29 protein-coding genes are annotated in these 26,966 nt (G+C 60.7%); 18 read left to right on the plus strand and 11 right to left on the minus strand.

Going from position 1 to position 26,966, the window contains the following annotated elements; genetic code table 11:
• Positions 1 to 12: 12 nt before the first annotated feature.
• From nuoI to ACOSV0_RS05395, 15 genes are all read left to right on the plus strand, one after another.
• Positions 13 to 501 (plus strand): NADH-quinone oxidoreductase subunit NuoI, encoded by a 489-nt coding sequence (gene nuoI / locus ACOSV0_RS05325; protein ID WP_012432383.1) that lies wholly within the window; start codon positions 13 to 15, stop codon positions 499 to 501.
• 182 nt (positions 502 to 683) lie between these two features.
• Positions 684 to 1,379, plus strand: coding sequence for an NADH-quinone oxidoreductase subunit J (locus ACOSV0_RS05330; protein ID WP_434109189.1), 696 nt, complete (start codon positions 684 to 686; stop codon positions 1,377 to 1,379).
• A gap of 20 nt (positions 1,380 to 1,399) precedes the next feature.
• Positions 1,400 to 1,705 carry an NADH-quinone oxidoreductase subunit NuoK gene (gene nuoK, locus ACOSV0_RS05335; protein ID WP_013339863.1) on the plus strand — a complete coding sequence of 102 codons (306 nt, stop codon included), beginning with the start codon at positions 1,400 to 1,402 and terminating at the stop codon, positions 1,703 to 1,705.
• A gap of 17 nt (positions 1,706 to 1,722) precedes the next feature.
• The gene (gene nuoL / locus ACOSV0_RS05340; RefSeq protein ID WP_434109190.1) at positions 1,723 to 3,795 is read left to right on the plus strand and encodes an NADH-quinone oxidoreductase subunit L; all 2,073 of its coding nucleotides are present in this window, start codon (positions 1,723 to 1,725) and stop codon (positions 3,793 to 3,795) included.
• Positions 3,796 to 3,809: 14 nt separating this feature from the next.
• Positions 3,810 to 5,300: an NADH-quinone oxidoreductase subunit M gene (locus ACOSV0_RS05345; RefSeq protein ID WP_434109191.1), complete on the plus strand. Its 1,491-nt coding sequence runs from the start codon at positions 3,810 to 3,812 to the stop codon at positions 5,298 to 5,300.
• A gap of 25 nt (positions 5,301 to 5,325) precedes the next feature.
• Positions 5,326 to 6,798, plus strand: coding sequence for an NADH-quinone oxidoreductase subunit NuoN (gene nuoN, locus ACOSV0_RS05350; protein WP_434109193.1), 1,473 nt, complete (start codon positions 5,326 to 5,328; stop codon positions 6,796 to 6,798).
• Positions 6,798 to 7,094 (plus strand): DUF2818 family protein, encoded by a 297-nt coding sequence (locus ACOSV0_RS05355; protein WP_434109194.1) that lies wholly within the window; start codon positions 6,798 to 6,800, stop codon positions 7,092 to 7,094. The genes nuoN and ACOSV0_RS05355 overlap by 1 nt, the downstream gene beginning before the upstream one ends.
• A 42-nt stretch (positions 7,095 to 7,136) precedes the next feature.
• Positions 7,137 to 7,721 (plus strand): NUDIX domain-containing protein, encoded by a 585-nt coding sequence (locus ACOSV0_RS05360; protein WP_434109196.1) that lies wholly within the window; start codon positions 7,137 to 7,139, stop codon positions 7,719 to 7,721.
• A gap of 337 nt (positions 7,722 to 8,058) precedes the next feature.
• A complete protein-coding gene (locus ACOSV0_RS05365; protein WP_434109197.1) occupies positions 8,059 to 8,307 on the plus strand; it encodes a hypothetical protein in 249 nt (82 codons plus the stop codon).
• A gap of 49 nt (positions 8,308 to 8,356) precedes the next feature.
• Positions 8,357 to 8,881, plus strand: coding sequence for a helix-turn-helix transcriptional regulator (locus ACOSV0_RS05370; RefSeq protein WP_434109198.1), 525 nt, complete (start codon positions 8,357 to 8,359; stop codon positions 8,879 to 8,881).
• Between the two features lie 250 nt (positions 8,882 to 9,131).
• A complete protein-coding gene (locus ACOSV0_RS05375; RefSeq protein ID WP_120298130.1) occupies positions 9,132 to 9,557 on the plus strand; it encodes a DUF1178 family protein in 426 nt (141 codons plus the stop codon).
• A 48-nt stretch (positions 9,558 to 9,605) separates the two neighbouring features.
• Positions 9,606 to 10,802, plus strand: coding sequence for an acyl-CoA dehydrogenase family protein (locus ACOSV0_RS05380; protein WP_434109199.1), 1,197 nt, complete (start codon positions 9,606 to 9,608; stop codon positions 10,800 to 10,802).
• A gap of 10 nt (positions 10,803 to 10,812) precedes the next feature.
• Positions 10,813 to 11,940 (plus strand): acyl-CoA dehydrogenase family protein, encoded by a 1,128-nt coding sequence (locus ACOSV0_RS05385; RefSeq protein ID WP_434109200.1) that lies wholly within the window; start codon positions 10,813 to 10,815, stop codon positions 11,938 to 11,940.
• A 35-nt stretch (positions 11,941 to 11,975) separates the two neighbouring features.
• A complete protein-coding gene (locus tag ACOSV0_RS05390) occupies positions 11,976 to 12,434 on the plus strand; it encodes a MaoC family dehydratase (protein ID WP_434109201.1) in 459 nt (152 codons plus the stop codon).
• Positions 12,431 to 12,910 (plus strand): MaoC family dehydratase, encoded by a 480-nt coding sequence (locus ACOSV0_RS05395; protein WP_434109203.1) that lies wholly within the window; start codon positions 12,431 to 12,433, stop codon positions 12,908 to 12,910. The genes ACOSV0_RS05390 and ACOSV0_RS05395 overlap by 4 nt, the downstream gene beginning before the upstream one ends.
• A gap of 131 nt (positions 12,911 to 13,041) precedes the next feature.
• On the opposite strand, the gene ACOSV0_RS05400 is transcribed toward ACOSV0_RS05395, so the two are convergent.
• The 6 genes from ACOSV0_RS05400 to ACOSV0_RS05425 all read right to left on the minus strand — a co-directional run bounded on the left by ACOSV0_RS05400 (position 13,042) and on the right by ACOSV0_RS05425 (position 19,527).
• Positions 13,042 to 13,743, minus strand: coding sequence for a glutathione binding-like protein (locus ACOSV0_RS05400; RefSeq protein WP_434109205.1), 702 nt, complete (start codon positions 13,741 to 13,743; stop codon positions 13,042 to 13,044).
• A gap of 255 nt (positions 13,744 to 13,998) precedes the next feature.
• Entirely contained in the window at positions 13,999 to 15,258 is a 1,260-nt protein-coding gene (locus ACOSV0_RS05405) for an acyl-CoA dehydrogenase family protein (protein ID WP_434109206.1), read from the minus strand.
• 62 nt (positions 15,259 to 15,320) lie between these two features.
• A complete protein-coding gene (locus tag ACOSV0_RS05410; protein WP_434109208.1) occupies positions 15,321 to 16,427 on the minus strand; it encodes a phosphotransferase in 1,107 nt (368 codons plus the stop codon).
• A gap of 20 nt (positions 16,428 to 16,447) precedes the next feature.
• Positions 16,448 to 17,164 carry a histidine phosphatase family protein gene (locus ACOSV0_RS05415; RefSeq protein WP_434109209.1) on the minus strand — a complete coding sequence of 239 codons (717 nt, stop codon included), beginning with the start codon at positions 17,162 to 17,164 and terminating at the stop codon, positions 16,448 to 16,450.
• A gap of 21 nt (positions 17,165 to 17,185) precedes the next feature.
• Positions 17,186 to 17,974: an oxepin-CoA hydrolase, alternative type gene (locus ACOSV0_RS05420; protein WP_434109211.1), complete on the minus strand. Its 789-nt coding sequence runs from the start codon at positions 17,972 to 17,974 to the stop codon at positions 17,186 to 17,188.
• The gene (locus ACOSV0_RS05425; protein ID WP_434109212.1) at positions 17,971 to 19,527 is read right to left on the minus strand and encodes a 3-hydroxyacyl-CoA dehydrogenase; all 1,557 of its coding nucleotides are present in this window, start codon (positions 19,525 to 19,527) and stop codon (positions 17,971 to 17,973) included. Before ACOSV0_RS05425 ends, ACOSV0_RS05420 begins: the two co-directional genes overlap by 4 nt.
• Before the next feature lie 126 nt (positions 19,528 to 19,653).
• On the opposite strand from ACOSV0_RS05425, the gene ACOSV0_RS05430 reads away from it, so the two are divergent.
• A complete protein-coding gene (locus tag ACOSV0_RS05430) occupies positions 19,654 to 20,301 on the plus strand; it encodes a glutathione S-transferase family protein (RefSeq protein ID WP_434109213.1) in 648 nt (215 codons plus the stop codon).
• A gap of 112 nt (positions 20,302 to 20,413) precedes the next feature.
• Here the strand turns inward: ACOSV0_RS05430 and ACOSV0_RS05435 are convergent, their stop codons facing one another.
• On the minus strand, positions 20,414 to 21,586 hold the full coding sequence (locus ACOSV0_RS05435) for a pyridoxal phosphate-dependent aminotransferase (RefSeq protein WP_434109215.1): 1,173 nt from the start codon (positions 21,584 to 21,586) through the stop codon (positions 20,414 to 20,416).
• 136 nt (positions 21,587 to 21,722) lie between these two features.
• Positions 21,723 to 22,211: a putative toxin-antitoxin system toxin component, PIN family gene (locus ACOSV0_RS05440; RefSeq protein WP_434109216.1), complete on the minus strand. Its 489-nt coding sequence runs from the start codon at positions 22,209 to 22,211 to the stop codon at positions 21,723 to 21,725.
• A gap of 57 nt (positions 22,212 to 22,268) precedes the next feature.
• Here ACOSV0_RS05440 and yaaA point away from each other — a divergent pair, with 57 nt between their 5' ends.
• Both yaaA and ACOSV0_RS05450 read left to right on the plus strand, forming a co-directional pair.
• Positions 22,269 to 23,051: a peroxide stress protein YaaA gene (yaaA, locus tag ACOSV0_RS05445; RefSeq protein WP_434109217.1), complete on the plus strand. Its 783-nt coding sequence runs from the start codon at positions 22,269 to 22,271 to the stop codon at positions 23,049 to 23,051.
• Between the two features lie 34 nt (positions 23,052 to 23,085).
• Positions 23,086 to 24,240, plus strand: coding sequence for a M14 family metallopeptidase (locus ACOSV0_RS05450; protein WP_434109219.1), 1,155 nt, complete (start codon positions 23,086 to 23,088; stop codon positions 24,238 to 24,240).
• A 127-nt stretch (positions 24,241 to 24,367) separates the two neighbouring features.
• Here the strand turns inward: ACOSV0_RS05450 and ACOSV0_RS05455 are convergent, their stop codons facing one another.
• The 3 genes from ACOSV0_RS05455 to ACOSV0_RS05465 form a co-directional block, all read right to left on the minus strand.
• The gene (locus ACOSV0_RS05455; protein WP_434109220.1) at positions 24,368 to 25,033 is read right to left on the minus strand and encodes a BspC domain-containing protein; all 666 of its coding nucleotides are present in this window, start codon (positions 25,031 to 25,033) and stop codon (positions 24,368 to 24,370) included.
• Between the two features lie 167 nt (positions 25,034 to 25,200).
• Complete coding sequence (locus ACOSV0_RS05460) at positions 25,201 to 25,875, minus strand: energy-coupling factor ABC transporter permease (RefSeq protein ID WP_434110174.1); 675 nt, start codon at positions 25,873 to 25,875, stop codon at positions 25,201 to 25,203.
• A gap of 112 nt (positions 25,876 to 25,987) precedes the next feature.
• Complete coding sequence (locus tag ACOSV0_RS05465) at positions 25,988 to 26,713, minus strand: helix-turn-helix transcriptional regulator (protein ID WP_434109222.1); 726 nt, start codon at positions 26,711 to 26,713, stop codon at positions 25,988 to 25,990.
• Positions 26,714 to 26,966 lie beyond the last annotated feature (253 nt).

A 26,966-nucleotide genomic window follows, 5' to 3' on the forward strand; every position in this document is an offset into this window, starting at 1 on the left:
GCGGATGAACCCATGACCGCAATCCAAAACTTTTTCAAGACCTTCTTCCTGACGGAACTGCTCAAAGGCCTCGCGCTGACCGGACGTTACACGTTCCAGCGCAAGGTGACGGTGCAGTTCCCGGAGGAGAAAACCCCGATTTCGCCGCGTTTCCGCGGCCTGCATGCGCTGCGCCGCTATGAAAACGGCGAAGAACGCTGCATCGCCTGCAAGCTGTGCGAAGCGGTGTGCCCGGCGCTCGCCATCACGATCGAATCGGAAACCCGTGCGGATAACACGCGCCGCACGACGCGTTACGACATCGACCTGACCAAGTGCATCTTCTGCGGTTTCTGCGAAGAGAGCTGCCCGGTCGATTCGATCGTCGAGACGCACATTCTCGAATATCACGGCGAAAAGCGCGGCGACCTGTATTTCACGAAAGACATGTTGCTGGCCGTGGGCGATCGCTACGAAGCGGAGATCGCTGCGAACAAGGCAGCCGACGCACCGTATCGTTGAAGCACCTCAGTTAAAGCAGTAAATGCAGCAGTAACACGGCCTGTTGTCGGGCCGAGCGCCGCGGCCTGACCGCCGCGGCACGGCGCACCTGTGCGGAGGGTTCTGGCGGTTTCGGCCGTCGTTGTCCGCCACACGTGCCAAAGAACAATGCCTGACGATGGCCTAACGATGAACCGGTAATCATGGAATTCACGACCGTACTGTTCTACATCTTCGCGCTACTCCTGGTGGTTTCAGGGCTGAAGGTGATCACCTCGCGCAACCCGGTTTCGTCCGCACTGTTTCTGGTGCTGGCGTTCTTCAACGCAGCCGCGATCTGGATGCTGCTGCAGGCCGAGTTCCTCGCGATCCTGCTGGTGCTGGTGTATGTCGGCGCGGTGATGGTGCTGTTCCTGTTCGTCGTGATGATGCTGGACATCAACATCGACGTGCTGCGCAAAGACTTCAAGCGCTTCGTGCCCATGGCCACGCTGGTGGGCGCGATCATCGTGATCGAGACCGCGCTGATCCTGTGGCACGGCTACGGCGCGACCGCCACGGCGCTGCGTGACACCACGGCTGCCGCGAACGGTATGGGCGACTGGTCGAACACCCGCCTGATCGGCAAGGTCATCTATACCGACTACATCTTCGCGTTCGAAGTCGCCGGCCTCGTGCTGCTGGTGGCGATCATCGCGGCGATTGCGCTGACCACGAGCCACAAGAAAGACAGCAAGCGCCAGAACGTCAGTGAGCAGGTCAAGGTACGTGCTCAGGACCGCGTGCGCATCGTGAAGATGGCATCTGAAAAGACCGCGGCAACTGTCGCGGCGGAAGAAGCCGCCGCAGCGGCAGCGGCGGCAGCAACGGCCGACTCGGCACCCGCTAAAAACAGCTGAGCGGACAGGAGATAGAAATCATGTTGACCCTTGCTCATTACCTTGTCCTCGGCGCGATCCTGTTTGCGATCAGCGTCGTCGGCATTTTCCTGAACCGTCGCAACGTCATCATCATCCTGATGGCGATCGAACTGATGCTGCTGGCGGTGAACACCAATTTCGTCGCGTTCTCGCATTACCTCGGCGACGTGCACGGTCAGATCTTCGTCTTCTTCGTGCTGACGGTTGCAGCAGCTGAAGCGGCGATCGGACTCGCAATTCTGGTGACCCTGTTCCGTAGCCTCGACACGATCAATGTCGAGGACCTCGATCAGCTCAAAGGTTAATTTCAGGTAAAGCGGTTATGTCAACGACACTCAATGAAAACCTGCTGCTGGCGATCCCGCTGGCACCGCTGGCCGGCTCGCTGATTGCGGGGCTGTTCGGAAAAGCGGTAGGGCGAGCCGGTGCGCATTCGGTCACGATCCTCGGCGTCGCGATCTCGTTCATCCTTTCGGCCATCGTATTCTTCCAGGTGATGGACGGCGCGAGCTTCAACGCGACCGTGTATAACTGGATGCAGATCGGCCAGACGAAGTTCGAGATCGGCTTCCTGGTCGACTCGCTGACGGCGATGATGATGTGCGTGGTGACCTTCGTGTCGCTCATGGTGCACATCTACACGATCGGCTACATGGCCGACGACGACGGCTACCAGCGCTTCTTCTCGTACATCTCGCTGTTCACGTTCTCGATGCTGATGCTCGTGATGAGCAACAACTTCCTGCAGCTGTTCTTCGGCTGGGAAGCGGTGGGTCTGGTGTCGTACCTGCTGATCGGCTTCTACTTCACGCGTCCGACGGCGATCTACGCGAACATGAAGGCGTTCATCGTGAACCGCATCGGCGACTTCGGTTTCCTGCTCGGTATCGGCCTGCTGTTCGCATTCGCCGGTTCGATGAACTACGGCGACGTGTTCGCGAAGCGCACCGAACTCGCGGCATTGAGCTTCCCGGGCACGGACTGGGGTCTGCTGACGGTCGCCTGTATCTGCCTCTTCATCGGCGCGATGGGTAAGTCGGCGCAGTTCCCACTGCACGTCTGGCTGCCGGATTCGATGGAAGGCCCGACGCCGATCTCCGCACTGATTCACGCGGCAACCATGGTGACGGCCGGTATCTTCATGGTCACGCGCATGTCGCCGCTGTTCGAACTGTCGGATACGGCGCTGTCGTTCGTGATGGTGATCGGTGCGATCACGGCGCTGTTCATGGGCTTCCTCGGGATCGTCCAGAACGACATCAAACGCGTGGTGGCTTACTCGACGCTGTCGCAACTCGGTTACATGACGGTCGCCCTCGGCGCATCGGCCTACTCGGTCGCCGTGTTCCACCTGATGACACACGCGTTCTTCAAGGCGCTGCTGTTCCTCGGCGCGGGTTCCGTGATCATCGGCATGCACCACGATCAGGACATCCGCAACATGGGCGGCCTGCGCAAGTACATGCCGATCACGTGGATCACGTCGCTGGTCGGTTCGCTCGCGCTGATCGGCACGCCGTTCTTCTCCGGCTTCTACTCGAAAGACTCGATCATCGACGCAGTGAAGCTGTCGCATCTGCCGGGTTCGGGTTTCGCGTACTTCGCGGTGGTGGCAAGCGTGTTCGTCACGGCGCTGTACTCGTTCCGTATGTACTTCCTGGTGTTCCACGGCAAGGAGCGCTTCCGCGATCCGAAGCATCCGGAATCGCCGATGGGCATCGAAGCGGCCGCGCATGCGCATGACGGTCACGGCCATGATGCACACGGCCATGGTCATGGTCACGACGACCACGCGCACGAGCCGCATGAAACGCCGTGGGTGGTGTGGGTGCCGCTGGTGCTGCTGGCGATTCCGTCGATCGTGATCGGCGCGATCGGTGTCGGTCCGATGCTGTTCGGCGACTTCTTCCAGCACGGCGTGGCGTTCGACAAGGTGATCTTCATCGGCGAAAACCATCCGGCGCTGCATGAGATGGCGGAAGAATTCCAGGGCTGGGCGTCGATGGGCCTGCACTCGGTCTCGGGTCTGCCGGTGTGGCTGGCGCTCGCGGGTGTGGTGACCGCGTGGTTCCTGTACCTGGTTCGTCCTGATCTGCCGGCTGTCATCAAGCGCGCGTTCGGTCCGATCTACACGCTGCTCGACAACAAGTACTACATGGACAAGATCAACGAAGTCGTGTTCGCGCGGGGCGCTGTGGCAATTGGCCGTGGTCTCTGGAAGGAAGGCGACGTCGTGGTTATCGACGGTATCGTCAACGGCAGCGCACGCTTTATCGGCTGGTTTGCCGGCGTGATCCGCTTCCTCCAATCCGGTTACATCTACCACTACGCGTTTGCCATGATTATCGGCATGTTGGGGCTCCTGACCCTGTTTGTAACGCTCGGCGGCAAATAAGGCGAGGGACACTAATGCACGCTTATCCGATTCTCAGTATCGCGATCTGGTTACCGATCCTCGTCGGTCTCCTGGTCCTGGCTATCGGTTCCGACCGGAACCCGGCTCCGGCGCGCTGGATTGCGCTGATCGGCTCAGTCGTCAGTTTCATCGTGACGATCCCGCTGATTACTGGTTTTGATTCGAGCACCGCCGATCTGCAGTTCGTCGAAAAGGCGAACTGGATCGAGCGCTTCAACATCACGTACCACCTGGGTGTCGACGGCATCTCGATGTGGTTCGTCGTGTTGACCGCATTGATTACGGTGATCGTTGTGATCTCCGCGTGGGAAGTCATCACGAAGAACGTCGCGCAGTACCTCGCTGCGTTCCTGATCCTCTCCGGCATCATGGTCGGCGTGTTCAGCGCAGCGGACGGCATGCTGTTCTACGTGTTCTTCGAAGCGACGCTGATCCCGATGTACATCATCATCGGCGTGTGGGGTGGGGCGAACCGCGTGTATGCGGCGTTCAAGTTCTTCCTGTACACGCTGATGGGCTCGCTGTTGATGCTGGTCGCGTTGCTGTACCTGTACATCCAGACCGGCACGTTCGATCTGGCGACGTGGCAGAACGCGCAGATCGGCATGACCCCGCAGATATTGTTGTTTATCGCGTTCTTCATGGCCTTCGCCGTGAAGGTGCCGATGTGGCCGGTTCACACTTGGTTGCCTGACGCCCACGTGGAAGCGCCGACCGGCGGCTCGGTCGTGCTGGCCGCGATCATGCTGAAGCTGGGCGCCTACGGTTTCGTGCGCTTCTCGCTGCCGATCGCACCGGATGCAAGCCACTTCCTCGCGCCGGTCGTCATTACGCTGTCGCTGATCGCGGTGATCTACATCGGCCTGGTCGCGATGGTGCAAGCCGACATGAAGAAGCTGGTCGCGTATTCGTCGATCGCGCACATGGGCTTCGTGACGCTCGGCTTCTTCATCTTCAATCAGCTCGGCGTGGAAGGCGCGATCGTGCAGATGATCTCGCACGGCTTCGTGTCGGGCGCGATGTTCCTGAGCATCGGCGTACTGTACGACCGTATGCATTCGCGTCAGATCGCCGATTACGGCGGCGTCGTCAACGTGATGCCGAAGTTCGCGGCGTTCGTGATGTTGTTTTCGATGGCCAATTGCGGCTTGCCGGGTACCTCCGGTTTCGTCGGCGAGTTCATGGTGATTCTGGCTGCTGTCCAGTACAACTTCTGGATTGCCGGTGGCGCGGCTGTCACGCTGATTCTCGGCGCGGCCTACACGCTGTGGATGTACAAGCGGGTGTACTTCGGCGCGGTCGCCAACGATCACGTGAAGAGTCTCGTCGACATCAACCGCCGCGAGTTTTTCATGCTGGCAGTGCTCGCTGCACTGACGCTGTTCATGGGCCTGTATCCGAAGCCCTTTACCGATGTGATGCACGTATCCGTGGAAAACCTCCTCTCCCACGTCGCGCAGTCCAAGCTGCCGTTGCCACAGTAATGCAGAGCGGAGGAATTTAAAGATCATGCAAAACGCCCCTATGACTGTTCTGTTACCCGACGCACTGGTGATGCTCGCCGTTGTCGTTGCGTGGCTCAACGACACGTTCGTCGGCCAGTCCGGTCGCCGTACCACGTATTTCATCGCGTTCTTCTCGACGCTGATTGCTGGCATCTGGTTCGCGGTGAACGCGTTCGACCCTCAGGTGCACTACTTCTTCGGTCACATGTATGTGGTGGATTCGTTTGCCAGTGTGATGAAGGCGGTGGTGACGCTCGGCTATGCCGTGTCGATCGTTTATTCGCGCCGGTACCTCGAGGATCGCGGGCTGTTTCGCGGCGAGTTCTTCCTGTTGGGCATGTTCTCGCTGCTCGGTCAGCTCGTGATGATCTCCGGCAACAACTTCCTGACGCTGTACCTCGGTCTGGAACTGATGTCGCTGTCGCTGTACGGCGCGATCGCTCTGCGTCGTGACGCGGCGCCTTCGAACGAAGCGGCAATGAAGTACTACGTGCTTGGCGCGCTGGCGTCCGGCTTCCTGCTGTACGGCATTTCCATGCTGTACGGCGCGACCGGTTCGCTCGATCTGAACGAAGTGTTCAAGGCGATCGGCACGAGCCACTACGATCCGAGCGTGCTGCTGTTCGGCGTGATCTTCATCGTGGCGGGCGTGGCGTTCAAGATGGGCGCGGTGCCGTTCCACATGTGGGTGCCTGACGTGTATCAGGGCGCTCCGACGGCCATGACGCTGATGGTCGGCGGCGGTCCGAAGGTGGCGGCGTTCGCGTGGGGCCTGCGCTTTCTCGTGATGGGCCTGCTGCCGCTGGCGGTCGAATGGCAGCAAATGCTGGTGATTCTGGCGGCGCTGTCGCTGATCGTCGGCAACATCACCGGTATCGTGCAACGCAACGTCAAGCGCATGCTCGCGTACTCGGCCATCTCGAACATGGGTTTCGTGCTGCTCGGCCTGCTGGCCGGCGTGGTGGATCAGAAGACGACCGGCGCGGCCAATGCGTACGGCTCGGCGATGTACTACAGCATCGTCTACCTGATTACGACGATGGGCACCTTCGGCGTCATCATGCTGCTGGCACGCCGCGATTTTGAAGCGGATACGCTCGAAGACTTCAAGGGCCTGAATCAACGCAGCCCGGTGTTCGCGTTCGTCATGATGGTGATGATGTTCTCGCTCGCCGGTATTCCGCCTGCGGTCGGCTTCTACGCCAAGCTCGCGGTGCTGCAGGCAACCATGAATGCCGGTTTGACCTGGCTGACCGTGCTGGCCGTGATCACGTCGCTGTTCGGTGCGTTCTACTACCTGCGTATCGTCAAGTTGATGTACTTCGACGAACCGCAAGACAAGTCGCCGATCCTTGCCGACACGAGCACGCGTGCTTTGCTCGCGCTCAACGGAGTTGCCGTGCTGGTGCTCGGTATCGTGCCGGATCCGCTGTTGAAAGCCTGCCTGCAGGCTATCCAGCACACGCTGCTGCTCTGATGTCGGCTGCGGGTTGGTTTATCGTGTTGTTGGCGCTGGTCGGCGCCAACCTGCCGTTCCTGAATCAGCGCCTCTTCGCCGCCGTGCCGTTGAAAGCGGCGAAGAAGAGCGCCTGGATCCGAATTGCCGAATTGATCGTGCTGTACTTTGTGGTCGGTGCGTTCGGTTTTCTGCTGGAAGCACGCGCGGGTAACCGCTTCGAACAGGGGTGGCAGTTCTACGCGATTACGTTCGCGTTGTTCATTGTGTTTTCATTCCCCGGCTTTACCTTCCAGTATCTCGTCAAACGTCGCTGACGGCGTCCCGCCGTCGCGCACCACGCTGTCCTGAGGTCGCATATGGCTGAACTTCCCGATCACGATGCCGCGCTCACCGAGACCTGTCTCGAGAGCAAACTGATCCATCAAGGGCCGTTCCTGACGCTCAAGTGCGATACCGTGCGCTTGCCCGACGGTAAGCAGGCTACTCGCGAGTACGTTCAGCATCCGGGCGCCGTGATGGTGATCCCGCTATTCGACGACGGTCGCGTGTTGCTGGAAAGCCAGTACCGCTATCCGATGGGCAAGGTCATGGTCGAATATCCGGCCGGCAAGCTCGATCCGAACGAAGGCGCGCTCGCTTGCGCGAAACGTGAGCTGCAGGAAGAGACCGGCTATACGGCACGCGAATATGTTTATCTGACGCGCATCCATCCGATCATTTCCTACTCGACCGAATTCATCGATATTTATCTGGCGCGTGGGCTGACGGCCGGCGAGCGCAAACTCGACGACGGCGAATTTCTCGAACTGTTCACGGCCAGCGTCACCGATATGCTGGAATGGGTGCGTACGGGCAAAGTGACGGACGTGAAAACCATCATCGGCACGTTCTGGCTGGAGAAAGTGTTGTCCGGTGCGTGGCCAATGGCCGAGCCGCAATAACGTTCAGATCGAAACGCAATACGGGTGCGGCTCGCGCACCGGCTGGAAAATCTGCAAGAAGCCCCTGTTGGTCGATGACCAGCAGGGGCTTTGTCATTGTGGGCACGATATCGACTCAGTGCGTTCCTTGATGTCTGAAAAATGGGCTCCCGTCCTATGCCATCCGACAGTCTCGCCCTCTGATCGTTGCCGCACTAGTATCGACGTCTGGCAACAGAGTTTGTTATCTCATTTATTTTGGATAACGAAGGGTACGAGATGGGTTCGATTACGGTCGCGCGCCCACTTGGTTGTCACTTGACAACCAAGTGGGCGCGCGCTAAATTGGAGGATATAGATGGTTCGAAGAATCCATTCCAGGAAAGAGGTCGAGGCCGCGCTGGCTTATGCGGAAAGAAACGGCTGGCGTGTTCAGGGCGGTGGGAAAGGTCACGCTTGGGGAAAGATGTACTGTCCTTACAACGACGCGGAATGTCGGTGCGGTGAGTTCTGCATCTCAAGTGTGTGGAGCACGCCGAAGAACGCCGGCAACCACGCAAAGCACCTCAGGCGCATCGTCGACAACTGCACGACACGTCGGCAGTAAACGTGTTCGAAGGGCAAGAGCCCGAGGCTGAATGAAGCAGGAGTAGCTTATGGAATATGTATTCACCTTGAAGTACCGCCTCGCTGCGGAAGATTGCGATCTTGACGAGATTGTCGAGCGCCTGGGCGAAGCCGGATGTGACGACGCCACTATCGGCGTGGGGCAACCGGGGCGTATTGCGCTGGTTTTTGCTCGCGAAGCTGCGTCGGCGTTCGAGGCGCTTGTCAGCGCACTCAAAGATATCAAACAGGCAGTACCGTCTGCACGTCTTGTCGAGGCGGGGCCGGATTTCGTCGGCCTCACAGATGTCGCAGAGGTGGCGGGCGTGTCACGGCAAAACATGCGCAAGCTGATGCTGAGTCACGCAATCGACTTTCCGCCGCCGGTTCACGAGGGCAGTGCGTCGGTGTGGCATCTGTCGGACATCCTTGACTGGCTGAATGCGCGTGGCGGATATGACATCAAGGCGGACATCTTCGATGTCGCGAAATCGGCCAAGCAGATTAACCTCGCCAAAGAGGCGCTCAAACTCGAGCCGCGGCTTAACCGCCGGCTCGAATTCCTTGTGGCGTAAAAAGGGCGCAACGGCAAGCGCGCCAAACCCGTGAGCTGTGTCCAATCGGCCGCTCTTGCATCTGTGGATTCGGTGTGTCGTTTGCCGGTTGAACCAGCTTAGGCAGTCAGTTGCGCAAAGCGTTAAAATCGCCCACCGCGTTCGATTTGTCGGCGACGCCTGGAGTTAACGCACCGTCCGTAAAAATTTACGAACGACCGTTCACAAATTTCTATTTTGCGCTAAACTGGCACGCAAGCCCTGATTCCACATGAAGGTCCTCGATTTACAGTGTCCGCATGGCCATCGGTTTGAAGGCTGGTTCGCTTCGGCTGATGACTTCGAGTCGCAGCAGTCCCGCAAGCTCGTCGAATGTCCGATCTGCGGTGCGAACGAAGTGAGCCGCCTGCCGTCGGCACCCCGGCTGAACCTGTCGGGCGCGACTGACACCAAAGTCCCTGCAGGCGCGGGGGACATGCAGGCGCGTGTGATGCGTGCATTGCGCGAGGTACTGGAAAAGACCGAGAACGTGGGCGACCGCTTCGCTGAGGAGGCACGGCGCATTCACTACAACGAAGCGCCTGCGCGCAATATTCGCGGTGTCACGACGCCGGAAGACGCGAAAGCCTTGGTCGAAGAAGGCATCGAAGTGATGCCGCTGCCGGTCCCGGCTGCCTTGAAGGAACCGCTGCAATAGCGCAGTGGCTCACTGGCAGCGGGCGGTTGCGGCCAGGAGACACGACGCATGAATCTGGACTATTCCCCTGCTGACGACGCGTTCCGCGCCGACATCCGCGCCTGGCTCGAAGCGAATCTGCCCCGCGAGCTGAGCGACAAAGTACTCAACCATAAGCGCCTGAACCGCGAAGACTTCGCGGGTTGGCATAAGCTGCTCGGCACGCGCGGCTGGTCGGTCATCGCATGGCCGAAGGAATACGGTGGCCCGGGTTGGGACGCGACCCAACGGCATATCTGGGACGAAGAGTGCGCACGTATCGGCGCGCCGTCCGTGTTGCCGTTCGGCGTCTCGATGGTGGCGCCCGTGCTGATGAAGTACGGCAATGAGGCGCAGAAACGTCACTATCTGCCGCGCATTCTCGACGGTACAGACTGGTGGTGTCAGGGCTATTCCGAACCGGGTTCCGGTTCTGACCTGGCCTCGCTGCGCACGCGTGCTGAGCGTGTCGGCGATCACTACGTGGTCAACGGTCAGAAAACCTGGACTACGCTCGGCCAGTACGCCGACATGATGTTCTGCCTCGTGCGTACTGACAGCGGCGCAAAAAAGCAGGAGGGCATCTCGTTCCTGCTGATCGATATGAAAACGCCGGGCATCACGGTGCGCCCCATCATCACGCTCGACGAAGACCACGAAGTCAACGAAGTATTTTTCGAGGACGTGAAGGTACCGGTCGACAATCTGGTCGGTGAAGAGAATCGTGGCTGGACCTATGCGAAGTACCTGCTCGGGCACGAGCGCACGGGTATTGCCCGTGTCGGGCAATCGAAGCGCGAACTCGTATTCCTGAAGCGCCTCGCGCTGGATCAGCGGAAGAACGGCAAACCGTTGCTGCAAGATCCGGTGTTCGCCGCGAAAGTCGCGAGTCTGGAGGTCGAACTGATGGCACTCGAAGTCACCGTGCAACGCGTGGTCGCCAATGAAACGGGCGGACGTGGGCCGGGTCCGGAAGCCTCGATGCTCAAGATCAAGGGCACAGAAGTGCAGCAGGCGCTGACAGAACTGATGTTCGAGGCAATCGGGCCGCTCGCCGCACCGTTCGACGTGCCATTCCTTGAAGGCGAGCGCGAACATAGCCTCGCCGGCGACGATGAAGCCGCGCCGCTGGCCGCGTACTACTTCAACTTCCGCAAGACGTCGATTTACGGCGGCTCGAACGAAATTCAAAAGAACATCATCGCGCAGATGATTCTGGGACTTTGAGGAGCGGCGCATGGACTTCACTTTCAACGACGAACAACAGCAATTTGCTGACGCGCTGCGCCGCTATCTGGACAAGAGCTATGGTTTTGAAGCGCGTCAGGCAATTGTGCAAACGGAATCCGGCGTATCGGATGTGCACTGGGCAGCGTTCACCGAACTAGGACTGACCGCCTTACCGGTGCCGGAAGCGCAGGGTGGTTTCAACGGCAGCCCGATTGACATGCTGGTGGTCATGCAGGAGCTCGGCCGTGCTTTGGTGGTCGAGCCGTATTGGGCGACCGCAGTAGGTATCGAAGCGCTACGGCTTGCTGGCACCGGTCAGGGTGAAGATGCCTCGCTGCTTGAGCGCGCAGCGCAGGGCGAAATCAGGCTGGCAGTGGCATTTCACGAACCGCACGCACGCTACGATCTGTTCGAAGTCGCGACAGCTGCGAGCGGGCAGGGCGAACAGCGGGCATTGACTGGTACGAAGTCAGTTGTGTTGCACGGCGCGCAAGCAGATTACTGGATCGTGCCGGCACGACTGAATGGCGAGATCGCGCTCTTTGTTGTCGCTCGCGATGCGGCCGGCGTCAAGGTTACTGACTACCGCACGATCGATGGCCAGCGCGCAGCGACGCTCAAATTCGAAGGCACGCCGGCACGCCAACTCACCGGCAAACACGCTGGTGCCGCAGCGCTCGAGCACATCGCAGACTACGGCACGGTATTGCTGTGTGCGGAAGCGGTGGGTGCCCTCGACGCGCTGAACCACGCCACGGTCGAGTACACCAGGACACGTCAGCAGTTCGGTCAACCGATCGCGCGTTTTCAGGCGTTGCAGCATCGCATGGTAGAAATGTTGATTCACGCCGAGCAGGCAAGGTCGGTCACCTATCTTGCGGCGGTGCGTTACGCGAGCACAGACGCTGACGAACGTCGCCGCGCAGTCTCCGCGGCGAAGGCGCGCGTCGGTCAGGCCGCGCGTTTCGTCGGTCAGCAGGCGGTCCAATTGCACGGCGGCATGGGCGTTACGAACGAAGTCGCGGCGGCGCATCTGTTCAAACGTCTTGCTATCATCGAAACCACATTGGGCGATGTCGATCATCATCTCGCGCGGTTCGCCGCGCTGCCCGGTTTTGTTTCGACCGAGGCCTGATCAGCCGGTCGAATCGGATAAGAAAGAGGTGTGCGATGGGTCTGAGTTACGAGGACATGGTAGTCGGCACGACTACTGAAGTCGGCAAGCATACTTTCACGCGTGAAGAGATCGTCGAGTTCGCCGAGAAGTTCGATCCGCAGCCGTTCCATCTGGACGAGGCTGCAGCTGCGGCGTCGCCGTTTCGCGGACTGGTCGCGAGCGGCTGGCATACCTGTTCGGTGATGATGGGCATGCTGGTGCGCAACACGATCGCGGGTTCCACGTCGATGGGTTCACCCGGTATCGACGAGATCCGCTGGTTGAAGCCGGTGCGCGTTGGCGACACGATCACGATGATGAACGCCGTACTCGACAAACGCGTTTCGGAGAGTAAGCCGGATCGCGGCATCGTTTCGACGCAGTGGGAAGGCATCAACCAGCACGGCGAATTGGTGATCACGGTTCGCTCCAAGGGTTTGTTCGGGCTGCGTAATCCGGGAGCCGCGTCATGACGGGCAGCAGCGCGGCGCCTGCCGCAAGCTTTGGCGATGCAACCGCGTTGCGTGCGCTGGTTGGCGCAGAACCGCTCGTTAGCAGTTGGCTGACGGTCGATCAGGCGAGCGTCGATCGTTTTGCCGAAGCCACTGGCGATCATCAGTGGATTCACGTCGATCCCGAGCGGGCGCGGCGTGAGTCGCCGTTCGGTGGTCCGGTCGCACATGGGTTCATGACGCTGTCGTTGATTCCTGCACTGCTCGGCAAGACGGTGGCGCTCAAGCAGCGTATGGGTGTCAATTACGGATTGAATCGCGTGCGGTTCACGTCGCCGGTGCTGGTCGGCTCGCAGTTGCGTGCCCGGTTTGCGGTGAAATCCGTCACCGACGTCGAGAATGCCGGCGTGCAGGTCGAATGGGATGTGACGCTGGAGAGGCAGGGTAGCGAACGGCCTGTATGTGTCGCGGAGTTCATCACGCGACATTACTTCTAGCGTTCCAGTACATGCATGTGGGCAAAAAAGCGCGAGCGGCGTCGCGGCCGGCTCGCGCTTTTTTATGCAGACGCTTCTGCTAACGCAATGTCATCGCCACGATAGGCTCGAACACTGGCGCAGCGGCGAAATCAGTGCTTCGCGTACTGTGTCGCGCCGAACAGCATTTCTTTAGCCTTATCGTCCATGAGCGGCTTGCGAGCCGACGCCAGCACGTCGACGCCACGGACCACCGCCGGACGTGCGGCAATCTCCTCATGCCAGCGCTTCACATTCGGAAGCGTGTCGAGTTCGATCCCCTGGTTTTGCCACGAACGGGTCCACGGAAACGCGGCAATGTCAGCGATCGTGTAATCGTTGCCGGCCAGATACTGTGTCTTGCCGAGCTGCGTATCCATCACGCCATAGAGACGCCGTGTTTCGTTCGTATAGCGATTGATCGCGTATTCGATCGGTTCCGGCGCGTAGATGCGGAAGTGGTGCGTTTGGCCGAGCATCGGACCGAGGCCACCCATCTGGAACATCAGCCACTGTAGTGTGGCATAGCGTGCGGCCGGATCGGTCGGCAGGAACTTGCCGGTTTTCTCCGCGAGATAAATCAGAATCGCACCCGACTCGAATAGCGCGAATGGCTTGCCGTCGGCGCCCTTGGGACCCTCGGAATCGACAATCGCGGGAATCTTGTTGTTCGGGCTGATAGCGAGGAATTCGGGCTTGAACTGATCCCCTGCACCGATATCTACGGCATGCACGGTGTACGCGAGGCCCGTTTCCTCGAGCATGATGTGAACCTTGTGGCCGTTCGGGGTTGCCCAGCTATAGACGTCGATCATCCTGGCTCCTTCGTTTCGTGAAAGCGGCGCCACAAAGGGCGCCGCAGTTGACGAAAATTAGAGCATAGATCGGACAATGCTGCTGGCCGTGAATCCGCGCGATCCGAGGCACGCGCCGTGCTCGCCGTCATGCTTGTACGCAAGCGACCACCGTATGCATGGCGTCGTCGCGCGCCACCCGGCTGGTCGCGAGCCGGCTGTGCGTGTTTCTCGGTCTCGATTTCGCGCCGCCGGCTAACCGCGCCAACCCTGACCTCAAACCCGCGTAATCGGCGTTTCCACGCGAGCCGCAGCTCCGGCATCCATATAGCGCGCCAGTTCGAGCTTGGCGATCGCGTTGCGGTGCACTTCGTCGGGGCCATCGGCGAAGCGCAACGTCCGCGCGTTGGCGTACGCATACGCGAGCGGGAAATCGTCGCTGACGCCGCCGCCGCCGTGTGCCTGGATCGCCCAGTCGATCACCTGGCATGCCATATTCGGCGCGACCACCTTGATCATGGCGATTTCTCCACGTGCGCCCTTGTTGCCGACCGTGTCCATCATGTACGCGGTCTTCAGCGTCAGCAGACGGGCCTGCTCGATCATGCAACGCGCTTCGGCCATGCGCTCCTGCGTGACACCTTGTGCGGAAACCGGCTTGCCGAAGGCGATGCGTTGCATGGAGCGTTTAGCCATGAGTTCGAGTGCGCGCTCGGCGAGGCCGATCAAACGCATGCAGTGATGGATGCGTCCCGGTCCGAGGCGGCCTTGAGCGATTTCGAAACCGCGTCCTTCGCCGAGCAACATGTTGGCGGCCGGCACGCGAACGTTTTCGAGCGTGATTTCCATGTGGCCGTGCGGTGCGTCGTCGTAGCCGAATACGGTGAGAGGGCGATGCACGGTGATGCCGGTGGCATCGGCGGGAACCAGGATCATCGACTGCTGTGCATGACGCGGCGCCTCGGGATCGGTTTTGCCCATCACGATGTAGACTTTGCAGCGCGGATCTCCCGCACCGGACGACCACCACTTGTGGCCGTTGATCACGTAGGTGTCGCCATCGCGCACGATGCTCGTCTGGATATTGGTCGCGTCCGACGAGGCCACTTCAGGCTCGGTCATCAGAAACGCTGATCGAATGTGCCCCTGCAGCAGTGGTTCGAGCCATTCGCGCTTGTTGTCGTCGCTGCCGTAGCGCTCGATCGTCTCCATGTTGCCGGTGTCGGGTGCGCTGCAGTTGAACACTTCCGGTGCCCAGGGCACGCGGCCCATGATCTCGCAGAGCGGCGCGTATTCCAGATTCGTCAGGCCGGCGCCGCGTACCGATTCAGGCAGGAACAGGTTCCACAAGCCGGCGTCGCGCGCTTTCTGTTTCAGTTGTTCGATCAGTTCGGTCGGGAGCCACGCGTTGCCGTTCTGGCGATTGCGCGCGATCTCGGCATAGAACGCCTGCTCGTTCGGATAGATGTGCTCGTCGAAGAAGGCGAGTAGTTTTTCGCGCAGCGCCTGAACCTTCGGGGTGTAATCGAAATTCATGTAAGACCTCGCGGATGACGAATGACGTGTGTTCGGGAGCGCAACCTGGTATGCCGATCTGCTTAGCGCACCTTCTGTGCGTAGCGCCAGGCGAGTTCGGCCATCGGCTTCGCGCGACGGCCGGCGTCGAGCGCCTGAGCGCTGGCCGCGGTGCCGTCGACCACGCGTTTCATGATCCCTTGCAGGATCGCGGCAATGCGAAACATGTTGTATGCCAGATAGAAATTCCAGTCGCCGTGGATCTCGAAACCGGTGCGCTTGCAATAGCGTTCGACGTATTGCGCTTCGTCGGGAATGCCGAGGGCCGCCCAGTCCAGACCCGCAATGCCACGGAATTGCGCTGGATCGACGTGCCACGCCATGCAGTGATAGGCGAAGTCGGCGAGCGGATCGCCGAGCGTGGACAACTCCCAGTCGAGCACGGCAAGTACGCGCGGCTCGGTGGGATGAAAGATCAGATTGTCGAGCCGGTAGTCGCCATGCACGACTGAGGCGCGCTCGCCTGTTTCAGCCGGCATATGCTGCGGCAGCCATTCGATCAGGCGCTGCATCGCGTCGATCGGTTCGGTTTCGGACGCGATGTACTGCTTGCTCCAGCGGCCGATCTGGCGTGCAAAGTAGTTGCCCGGTTTGCCGTAGTCGGCAAGACCGACTGCTGCGACGTCGACGCTATGCAGTGCGGCGATCACGCGATTCATTTCGTCGTAAATCGCCGTGCGCTCCGCGGGCGTCATGCCAGGCAGAGACTGGTCCCACAGCACGCGGCCTTCGACGAACTCCATCACGTAGAACGCCCGGCCGATCACGCTTTCGTCGTCGCACAAGGCGAGCATGTTGGCGACCGGCACGTCGGTGCCGGCCAGCGCATGCATCACGCGGTATTCGCGCTCGACTGCGTGCGCCGAAGGCAGTAACTTCGCGGCCGGTCCGGGTTTCGCTCGCATCACGTACGAACGCGACGGCGTGACCAGTTTGAAGGTGGGATTGGACTGGCCGCCGGCGAATTGCTCCAGCGTGAGCGGTCCGGCAAATCCGTCGACATGCTGGGCTAGCCACGCGGCGAGCGCGTCACTGTCGAAGCGTTGCCGCTCGTTGACCGGACGCGTGCCCTCGAAGGCCGAATAATCCGGTTTGTGTTCTGGTTCGCCAGTCTGTGTGGCTTGCACCATGTGTCTCCTCCAGTTTGGGGTCAGCTACGCTTGTATTGAATGAATTGTGCGTAGAGCATTTCCATCGTGGTGTTGCGAACGTCGCGATGCAGCGGCGACGGCGGTGAATAGTTGATCGTGCGCAGCACCCAGTCGCGCGGCTCGGCGCCGACGTCGAGCGCGTTGATGCAACCGGTGGCCTGCGCCAGATGGCCGAAGAAAGTGCGGCCGCCGGCGGTGAGCGCGTGCGACAGAATCGCGCGATTCACGCCGCCGTGCAGCACCAGCAGCACGGTGTCCCACGACGTGTCCTCGCGCAATGCCGCCACTGCGGGCAACACGCGGTCGAACAACGCACCGATGGTTTCGCCGTCGAGAAAGCGCGTGCTTTCCGGCACGATGCCGTCGAACACACCGAGAAATGCCGCTTCCATATCCTGCAGCGGAATGTTGCCGAGTTTGCCGCCGCGGATTTCCTGCCATGCGGGTTCGATTTCGAGCTCGATCTGCTGACCGGTCTGGGCCAATACGCGCTGCGCGGTTTCGATCGTGCGCGGCAAACCGCTCACGATCACCCGATCGAACCGGAGTTGCTGTGTGGCAAACACGCGGCCTGCCGCGCTTGCCTGCTCGCGGCCGTTGGCGTTCAGCGGTACGGTTTCGGGATCGATCGCGCGGCCGCTGTCGTCGAAGTAGGTCACGTCGCCGTGACGCATCAGGAAGATGCGGCGGCGCTTGGGGAGTTGGTATTCAGGCATCGTCCCTTGATTCGCTTATGTTCACTTGTAGACTGGAGCGCGTTTTTCGAGGAACGCGGAAATCCCTTCGAGACCGTCACGATGATGCAGGGATGCGACGAAGCTATCGCGTTCGGCAACCAGATGCTCAGCGAGCGGCTGTGCGCCGGCCGCGCTGATGAGCCCTTTGATGCGCGCGACTGAATTTGGCGAAATCTTGCCGAACTCGTCGGCCCAGGCGACAGCGGTGTCGCGTGCTGCGCCGGTCTTTGCCAGTTTGTTGACGAGACCGAGATCGTGCAGACGTGTGGCGCCGATCGGTTTGCCTTCGATCAGCACTTCGGTTGCCAGTTGACGTGGCAAGGCTTGCGCGAGAAACCACGAACCGCCGCCGTCAGGTGTGAGACCGACGCGCGCATACGACATCACGAACTTGGCGTCTTCCGCGGCGACGATCAGATCGCACGCGAGCGCCAGTGAAAACCCCGCGCCGGCTGCCGCGCCGTCAACGGCGGCGATCACCGGTTTCGACGACAGACGCAGCGCCGAAATCCATTCGCCGAGCAGGTCGATGCTCTCCGCCTGCACCGACGGATCTTTCGCGCGGTTTTCCAGCAGGCGATTCAGATTGCCACCGGCACAAAAGAAGTTGTCCGCGCCGGCAATCACGACGGCGCGTATGGAAGGATCGCGCTCCACCGATTCGAACGCTTCGATGCCCGCGGCATACATGTCCGGATGCAACGCGTTGCGTGCGCCGGGGTTCGACAGCGTGAGGACCAGCGTCGATTCGCTTTCGGTCGGGCGCGAGGTCAGCAGTTCGGCGCTCATTGTTGCGTCTCCGTTTGAATGTCGGCCGCGTCGCGTTGTGTCAGCGACAGACCCAGTTGTGCTCGTCTGGCAAGCCAGGGCGACGGACGGTAGCGCGGGTCGCCGAGCACGCTGAAGATATTGCGCAAGATGGTGAGGATCGTTTTCGCGCCGAGCGCATCGCCGAGCGCAAGCGGTCCGCGTGGGTAGCCGAGACCGAGCGTCACGGCGAGGTCGATATCGTCCGGCGTCGCGATCTGTTTTTGCGCGATGTCGCAGCCAATGTTGACGATGGTCGCTACGACGCGTTGTGCAACGAAGCCGGTCGAATCGCGGATTACGGTGACAGGCACGCCGTCGGCGGCAAACAGTGCGTGCGCGGTCTCGCGTGCGGCGCGGCTGGTGGCGGGGGTTGTCATCAGCGTGCGGCGCGGCACGACGGCCAGCGGAAAGAGGGTGTCGATAGCGACAACGCGAGTCGCATCGAGTGCTTCGTCGACGGCCGCGGTGGTTGCGTCGTGGCCGAACGGTGTCACAACGATCAGCGAGCCTGCTGCGGGTGTGGCGCCTTCGTCGAGCGTTACGCCGGCCTTGGCGACGAGTTGCACGACGGCTTCATGCGCTTGCGGATAGCGCTTGCTGACCCATACGCTTTGGGGCAGTTCAGTCGGCACGGGCGCTTCCGGAGGCACGTGCTGCTTGCCGTCTTCATAACGGTAGAAGCCTTCGCCCGTTTTGCGGCCGATCAATCCGCCCGCGAGCCGTGTGCCCGTGATCGGCGACGGCGTGAAGCGCGGTTCTTCGTAGAACTGGTGATAGATCGATTCCATCACCGGATGCGATACGTCGAGCGCGGTCAGGTCGAGCAGTTCGAACGGCCCGAGGCGAAAGCCCGCCTGCTCGCGCATGATGCGGTCGATGTCGGCGAAGCTCGCCACGCCTTCGCCTGCTATGCGCAGGCCTTCTGTATTCATGCCACGACCGGCATGATTGACGATGAAGCCGGGCATGTCTTTCGCGCGCACCGGCGTGTGGCCCATGCGGCGCGCGAGTTCCATCAGCGCGTCGCCAACCGCGGGATCGCTGCGCAGGCCGTCGATCACTTCGACGACCTTCATCAACGGAACCGGATTGAAGAAGTGATAACCGGCCACTCGCGACGGATCCGTGCAGCCCGCAGCAATCGCCGTAATCGACAACGACGACGTGTTCGACGCAAGCACGCAACGGCCGCTCACCACCGTTTCGAGCTCGCGAAAGAGCGTTTGCTTTACCTCGAGTTTTTCGACGATCGCTTCAAGGACCAGATCGCAATCGGCCAGATCGCCGATGGCCTGCGCGCCGCTCACGTTCGCCAGCGCGGCGAGCGAGCGGGCCTGGTCGAGCTTGCCTTTGGCGGTCAATTTGGCGAAAGTCTCGGCAAGGTAGTCGCGCGCGGCGCCAATCGCAGCGGGATTCGTGTCGTAGAGACGCACGGTGAGGCCCGCCAGCGCGGCAATCTGCGCAATGCCACGGCCCATTGCACCGGTTCCGACAATGCCGATAGTCTCGATACTGAAATTGCGAGAGGTCATTGTGATGCTCGACTCCATGGTTATTTTAGAATAGCACGATCGTGCAATTTAATGGATGATTGGTCGAAGGCCGCTGTCTTGATTTTGACGAGCGGTTTCAAACAATCCGAAGAAAGGAGACACCCGATGATCAAGCTGTGCGGTTTCGCGCTCTCTAACTATTACAACAAGGTGAAGTTCGTGCTCCTCGAACACGGCATTCCGTTCGAGGAAGTGTTCGTGATGCCGAGTCAGGAAGAGGCGATGCTCGAGCATTCTCCGCTCGGCAAGGTGCCGTATATCCAGACCGAAAACGGCGATCTGTGCGAATCGCAAAGCATTGTCGAGTATCTGGCCGCGCGATTTCCCGACAAGGCGATTTTCTCCGCTGACCCGTGGGAAGCGGCCAAGGAGCGCGAACTGATCATGTTCGTGGATGTGCATCTCGAACTGACCGCCCGCAATCTCTACAAGGAAGCATTCTTCGGCGGCACCGTGACTGACGCGACCAAGGGGCGCGTCGAGAAGCTGCTCGAGCATCACATTGCCGGCTTCAAGCGGATCGCGAAGTTCGGGCCGTATCTGCGCGGCGAGCGCTTCAGTGTCGCCGACGCAGCGGGTTTTGTGAGCTTGCCGCTGGTGGGCATGACGACTCAGACTATCTACGGCCGTGACTTTCTGCTCGACGCCGGCGTGGACTGGAAAAGCTACGTGAAGGCGATCAACGCGCGGCCGGCCGCACAGCGCGTGACCGAAGATCGTAAGGCGTATATCGCGGCCTCGCGCCCGGCCTGAGGCATGGCGGCGGTGTTGCGGGTGAAATGAACCCGGGCGTGCAACGCACGCGTGGGCCGCAGCGCGCGATGGCGAGGAACGTGGGTTCGTTCGCAGCATCGCGCGGGGCGTCCTAGAGCCGCGCCAGCCGGTCGAGCGCGGTGGCGAGGGTCGCTTCCTGCTTGGCAAAGCAGAAGCGCACCACGCCCGATTCATGGGCTTCGTGATAGAACGCCGACACCGGAATCGCCGCGACGCCGATCTCGCCAGTCAGCCATTGCGCGAATTCGGCTTCGGGCAAATCGCTGATCGCCGAATAGTCGACGCACTGAAAGTAGGTGCCGGTGCAAGGCAGCAGCCTGAAGCGTGAGTTCGCAAGGCCGGCGCGGAAGTAGTCGCGTTTCTTCTGATAAAACGCGGGGAGATCCAGATACGGTGCCGGATCTTTCATGTAGTCCGCGAGACCGATTTGCATCGGCGTGTTGACCGTGAACACGTTGAACTGGTGCACTTTGCGGAATTCCGCCGTGAGCGCTGCGGGCGCGGCTACGTAGCCGATCTTCCAGCCGGTGACGTGATAGGTCTTGCCGAAGCTCGACACCACGAAACTGCGCTGCGCCAGTTCCGGATAACGTGCCACGCTTTCGTGCGGCGCGCCGTCATACACCATGTGTTCATAGACTTCGTCCGACAGGATCAGCACGTTGGTGCCGCGCACGATTTCCTCGAGCTTGCGCATGTCTTCCGCGCGCCAGACCGTACCGGTCGGATTGTGCGGGGTGTTGATCAGCAGAAGCCGCGTTTTCGGCGTGATCGCGGCAGCGAGCTTGTCGAACGGGATGGTGTAGTCGGGTGCGTCGAGCGTGACGAATACCGGTTTGCCGCCGGCCAGTTCGATCGACGGCAGGTAGCTGTCGTAGGTCGGCTCGACCACGATTACCTCGTCGCCCGGATGCACCGTGCAGAGAATCGCCGTCAGCAGCGCCTGCGTGGCGCCCGCCGTCACCGTGATCTCGCTGGTGGCGTCGTAGCGGCGGCCGTACAGGTTGGCGATCTTGTCCGAGATTGCCTGACGCAGCGGCGCGACGCCGGCCATCGGCGGGTATTGATTGTGGCCGTCGCGCATGGCGTTCGCGACCGCGTCGACAATGCGGGGATCGCAACCGAAGTCGGGAAAGCCCTGGCCGAGGTTCACCGCGCCTTTTTCGGCGGCAAGCGCGCTCATTACAGTGAAAATCGTCGTGCCGACGTCCGGCAGGCGGGACGGAAACGAGGGACTCATGGGCGTGTCGTGCGGTGCATTCATGGCGCTGTCCGGAGCGTGGTCGAGTGAGTTGGCGAAATTGACAGGGAGCGTCGTTCGAAAAGGACGAAACCCGATTGTAGGGAATCGCGGCGCTGCGTGCGCGCGGTCGCCCCGACGTTGGCCATCCGGCCAGGGTTCATACCGGTGCGGGCTCGTCCGCGATTGTCATGCAGGCGCTGACGAACGGCGCCGGCTGTGCAATCTGGAAACCGAAGTCACGCGCAATCCGTTTGGCGAGTTTCAATACCGCGCGATCTTTCGACACCAGCCAGTCGGCCCGCGCAGCGTGCGCAAGCTCGAGGAATTTCTGGTCGTCGCGGTCTTTGCATTTGGGCAACGGTCTGGCATCTTCCGCGGGCGCCGCGGGTTCGACCAGCTGCGCGAGGCGTGCAACGACGGCAAGCGCCGCCTCCTTGTCGACATTGCGATGCACGAATTGCGGATAGTCGAGCACGTAGGTGAGCTCGGCGAGGCAGCGCGCGTCGATCAGCGCGGCGAGCGCGCCACTTTCGAGCGCGGCGCGGATCGGCCGCGTGTGCGGGTCGTCGAACACGAGAATATCGATCCACACATTGGAATCGAGGACGACGCGCAAAGCGCCGTGTGAGGCATGGGAACCGGGCATTCGTTACAATCTGGCTTTCGTCTTTGACCGCCAGGCACGGCGTGCCTGCAAGCCTCTATGATAATCGTTCTGTCGCCGGCGAAATCGCTCGACTACGAAACCCCTCCGCACGTCAAAAAACACACGATCCCCGATTTCGTCGACGACGCAGCCGAATTGATCGGCGGATTGCGTCTTTTGTCGCCGCAGCAGATCGGCTCGCTGATGAGCATTTCCGATCAGCTTGCGCATCTCAACTTCCAGCGCTACGCGGACTGGTCGCCCAGCTTCGGCACGCACAACGCCAAGCAGGCGGTGCTCGCGTTCAATGGCGACGTGTATGAAGGCTTTAGCGCGAGGACGCTGTCGTCGGCCGATCTGGATTACGCGCAGAATCACGTGCGCGTGCTTTCCGGCCTGTACGGATTGCTGCGCCCGCTCGATCTGCTGCAACCGTACCGGCTCGAAATGGGGACGCGCTTTGCCAATACGCGCGGCAAGGATTTGTACGCGTTCTGGGGTGAACGGATTACGCAGGCTTTGAACGTGCAATTGAAGAAGCGCGCTGCCGCTTCGCGCGTGCTGGTCAACTGTGCTTCGGGTGAGTACTTCAAGTCGGTCAAGCCAAAGTTGCTCGACGCGCCGATTGTCACGCCGGTGTTCGAAGACTGGAAGGGCGGCCGCTACAAGATCATCAGTTTTCACGCAAAACGCGCGCGCGGTCTGATGGCGCGCTATGCGGTCGAAAATCGTCTCGACAAGCCTGAGCAGTTGAGAGACTTCGACTCTGAAGGCTACGCATTCGACGCCGACGCCTCGAACGATTCCACTTACGTATTTCGCCGCCGCATCGCCGACTAGGCGATTGCCGCGCACACAAGCAGGGAAGAACATCATGACGTTATCGATTACGAGCAATTTCGACGCAGGCGCGATCGAAGTGCTGGCCTGCGAAGACGCCGGCAACATCCGTCTGCGCGTGCGGCCCGACAGCCACGCCGAGTTCGCGCAGTGGTTCTATTTCAGACTGTCCGGAGCGGCTGGCGAGCGCTGCGTGATGACTTTCGAAAATGCCGCGGCGTGCGCTTTTGCCGAAGGCTGGCGCGACTATCAGGCGGTGGCAAGCTATGACCGCGTGAACTGGTTCCGCGTGCCGACTTCCTACGACGGCCGTGTGCTGACGATCGACCACACGCCGGATTTCGACCGCATCTACTATGCGTATTTCGAGCCGTATAGCGAAGAGCGTCACTCGGAGTTTCTCGGCGCGGTCCAGCAAATGCCGCAGGCCACGCTTACCGAGTTGGGCAAGACGGTCGAAGGCCGGCCGATGTCGCTGCTGACACTGGGTACACCGCAAACCGGCGACACGCCCAGGAAGAAGATCTGGCTGATCGCGCGTCAGCATCCTGGCGAGACAATGGCCGAATGGTTCATCGAAGGTCTCGTCAAGCGTCTCGCGGGTTGGGGCGATTGGGCGGGCGATCCGGTGGCGCGCAAGCTCTACGATCACGCGGTGTTCTACATCGTGCCGAACATGAATCCGGACGGCAGCGTGCACGGCAATCTGCGCACTAACGCGACGGGCGCGAACCTGAACCGCGAATGGATGGAACCGGACGCCGCGCGCAGTCCCGAGGTACTGGTAGTGCGTGATGCGATTCATGCGACCGGTTGCGACCTCTTTTTCGATATCCACGGCGACGAGGCGCTGCCGTACGTGTTCGTGGCCGGCTCCGAAATGCTGCCGGGTTTCACCGAGCGGCAGGGCGAGGAGCAGAAAGCGTTCATCGAAGCCTTCAAGCATGCGAGTCCGGATTTCCAGGACAAGTACGGCTACGCCGCGAGCAAGTACCGCGAGGACGCGCTCAAGCTGGCTTCGAAGTACATCGGCAACGAATTCGGTTGTTTGTCTTTGACGCTGGAGATGCCGTTCAAAGACAACGCCAATTTGCCGGACGAGCGGGTGGGTTGGAACGGTGAACGTAGCGCGTCGCTGGGCGCCGCCATGCTGCAGGCGATTTTGCGGCACGTGGAGACGTTCGCCTGACCGGACGTTGTATAAAAAACGGGGCACACACTTCGAAAGTGTGTGCCCCGTTTTTTTTTGGGGGGCGCCGGCATGATCCACGGCGCGGGTTAGTGAAAACGGCCGCGGGTCAGTTCAGTCTTGCCCGTTATTGAGTCTTTTTCGCCGAAGATTTTTTCGCGGTCGATTTGCCCGAAGACTTGCTGGAAGGTGTCCGCGAAGATTTCCCCGAGCTTGCCTTTGAGGTCTTGCCGGTTGCTTTCTTCGTGGTTTTACCGCTAGCGGAGTGCTTGCCCTTCACGCTCTTATGCTTGCCTGAGGATGCTCGCGATCCCGTAGATCCGGAGCTATGCGCACGTGCCGGCGGCACCGGATCGTTCCAGCTGAATGCCAGCATCTGGGCGCCTACGTAGCCGCAGCGGAATTTGAGATCGGCCGGATCTCCATCTCCGCTCTGGCGGATACCGAGACCCTCGACGGTGACAATGTTGTCGACCTTGACGCGCTGCTTGCCCTCGTCGAACGAATCGTTCCAGGGCGTGACCGACGCATGCGCGCTGTCGAACGAGCTGGGCGGAAATTCGACATGGTCGAAAGCGGTCGATGTGCTTGCAACAAAATTGCCGTGAGCAGCGCAGTCCGCGACCAGCGGGTCTGCATGCATGTCATTGACAAATTTGTTGACGAGATCGTTGTGCTGTTCGAGTTGATCGGCGTATGCGGGAGTAGCGCACATGAGCGAGAGACCCGCTGCAATTGTTGCTAACCGGCCGACCAACCGCAGCAATCGGCGCGGTACGTTGGTGCTATCCATCTAGTTCGTTAGACGCTAATGAGACGTGAGGCACGTAAGATGCACGGCGGGAGGGAGGAGTTCAATCCTGACACAAATATTTTGTCCTGTCGTGGTGCGTAGACTCGGGCACTTGATGTGCCGAGATGGCAGATAGCCGCAGATACGTGTTTGATGCCGCGTCCGTGTCAGGTACGGGGCCCGCCCAATCGATATCGACGCACATCATAAGTGGTGACCCACGCCGGGCGGTAGACCGCGATCAATGCCGTCGACATGCCGGTGAACCAGGATTCGCCGGTGGCAAGCAGAAGCACGCTGAACGCGTAGCCGGCCGGCACCACGGTCATCGAACCGTCGGCGAGCGCAATGTGAACGCCGAGCGCCGCGGCCGCCGTGAGCGACACGGCAATGGCGGGCGAGACAAAACCCTGGCCGAAGATAAACATAAAGAGATTGCGCGGTAACCAGGCGATGCTGGCGCGCTGGATCAGGGTAGAGATGCCGACAGGCAGCGCACCGAACACGATGAACGTCAGAGCAATGCCCTGCCAGGGGGCGTCGAAGACGACAGCGGCGAGACCGGTGACTATTGCCATGGCGATCAGCGCCAGCGCCCAGTCGAATAATGTGACGACTAGCGTGGCGCCGAGCAGATGCATGACGGTGCCGTCGTCGAGCCATGCGTTGCTCGCCCACAGGACCGACACCGCGACAATGATCGCGAGCCAGACATGCTGGAGTGTGCCGTCCTGAAGTCGTTTGAAAGGATTTTTCCACAGCGCGAGCGCGACCACTATCGCAGTGGCGATCCAGCCACCGACAGCGACCCAGAACGGAAGCGGTGTGTAGAGGAAACCCATGTATTCCATATTACTCGTTGGACGAGAAAAGGTGTGAGCGGATTCCATGCCAGCCGGCGCGAACGCCGCCAGAAAATGCGTGTTCAGATTCTGGCGTGAGCGCCGGCTGACGTTATGCCGAACCTTGCGTGACCTGTTCTGCCTCCGGCCCGGCGGGCGCATCGCCGTAAGGCGTGCTCGGTTCGGCTGCCATTGGCAGCGTGTCGGCCGTGTCGTTCGCGGGCAACGGATACTGGAAGCGCCGCAGCGTGCGGCGCCGCAACGGCACCACGCCGGCTTGTCCCATTACCGGGCGAATCTGTCGTTCGCCGTCGTTGCGCAGTACTTGCAAATGAGCCGACAGCCAGCCGTTGTAGAGCGCGACCGCGGCGGCGCGGTTGGGCGCTCCGAGTTGCTGGAATATGCTGGTCAGATGGATCTTGACGGTACCTTCACTGATGCCGAGCGTGCGCGCGATCATCTTGTTCGTGCTGCCCATGTGAACGCAACGCATGATCTGCTCCTGGCGGGGCGACAGGCCGTTGGAAAGTTTGGTCCGGCGCGGCGGCGGACTCTTTTCATCGAATGGCCGGATGGCGGCATCCGGCGGTAGCGGAGGATTGAGCGCCAGCGCGCCGGGCGGTACATAGTGACCACCGAGCAGGACCATCTCGAAAGCGCGCACGATCAGGCACGGATCGGTTTCTCGGGGGACCACGCCGAGCACACCTTCGTCCATGAGGTCCCGCACGGCAGTTGGCGAGATCTGGTCGGTCAGCACTGCAATGCGCAAGTCCGGGTAATGGCTGAGCAGATGACGGGTATCGCCAACCGACATCCAGTCCTGCCAATCGATCACCAGCAGGTCGGGCCGCAGGCGCTTGAGCGTACGTTCAACCTGACGCCAATCCTGTGCTTCGTTAAAGCGCGCTAGCCGGTCGATTTGGCGCAGCAGTGCTTTGAGTCCATCGCGTCGTTCCGCGTCTGAGTTGAGTATTGTAACTAGTACATAATCACGCAAACGCCTGTAAAAATTAGGCTAATTTGGAGTATATAACACTGAAAAGTAAATTTTGCCCCCAAATTTGCCCCCTTTCAGAGTTAAACGAGAG

This window comes from Paraburkholderia caffeinilytica, assembly GCF_051027425.1.
GTDB lineage: Bacteria > Pseudomonadota > Gammaproteobacteria > Burkholderiales > Burkholderiaceae > Paraburkholderia > Paraburkholderia caffeinilytica_A.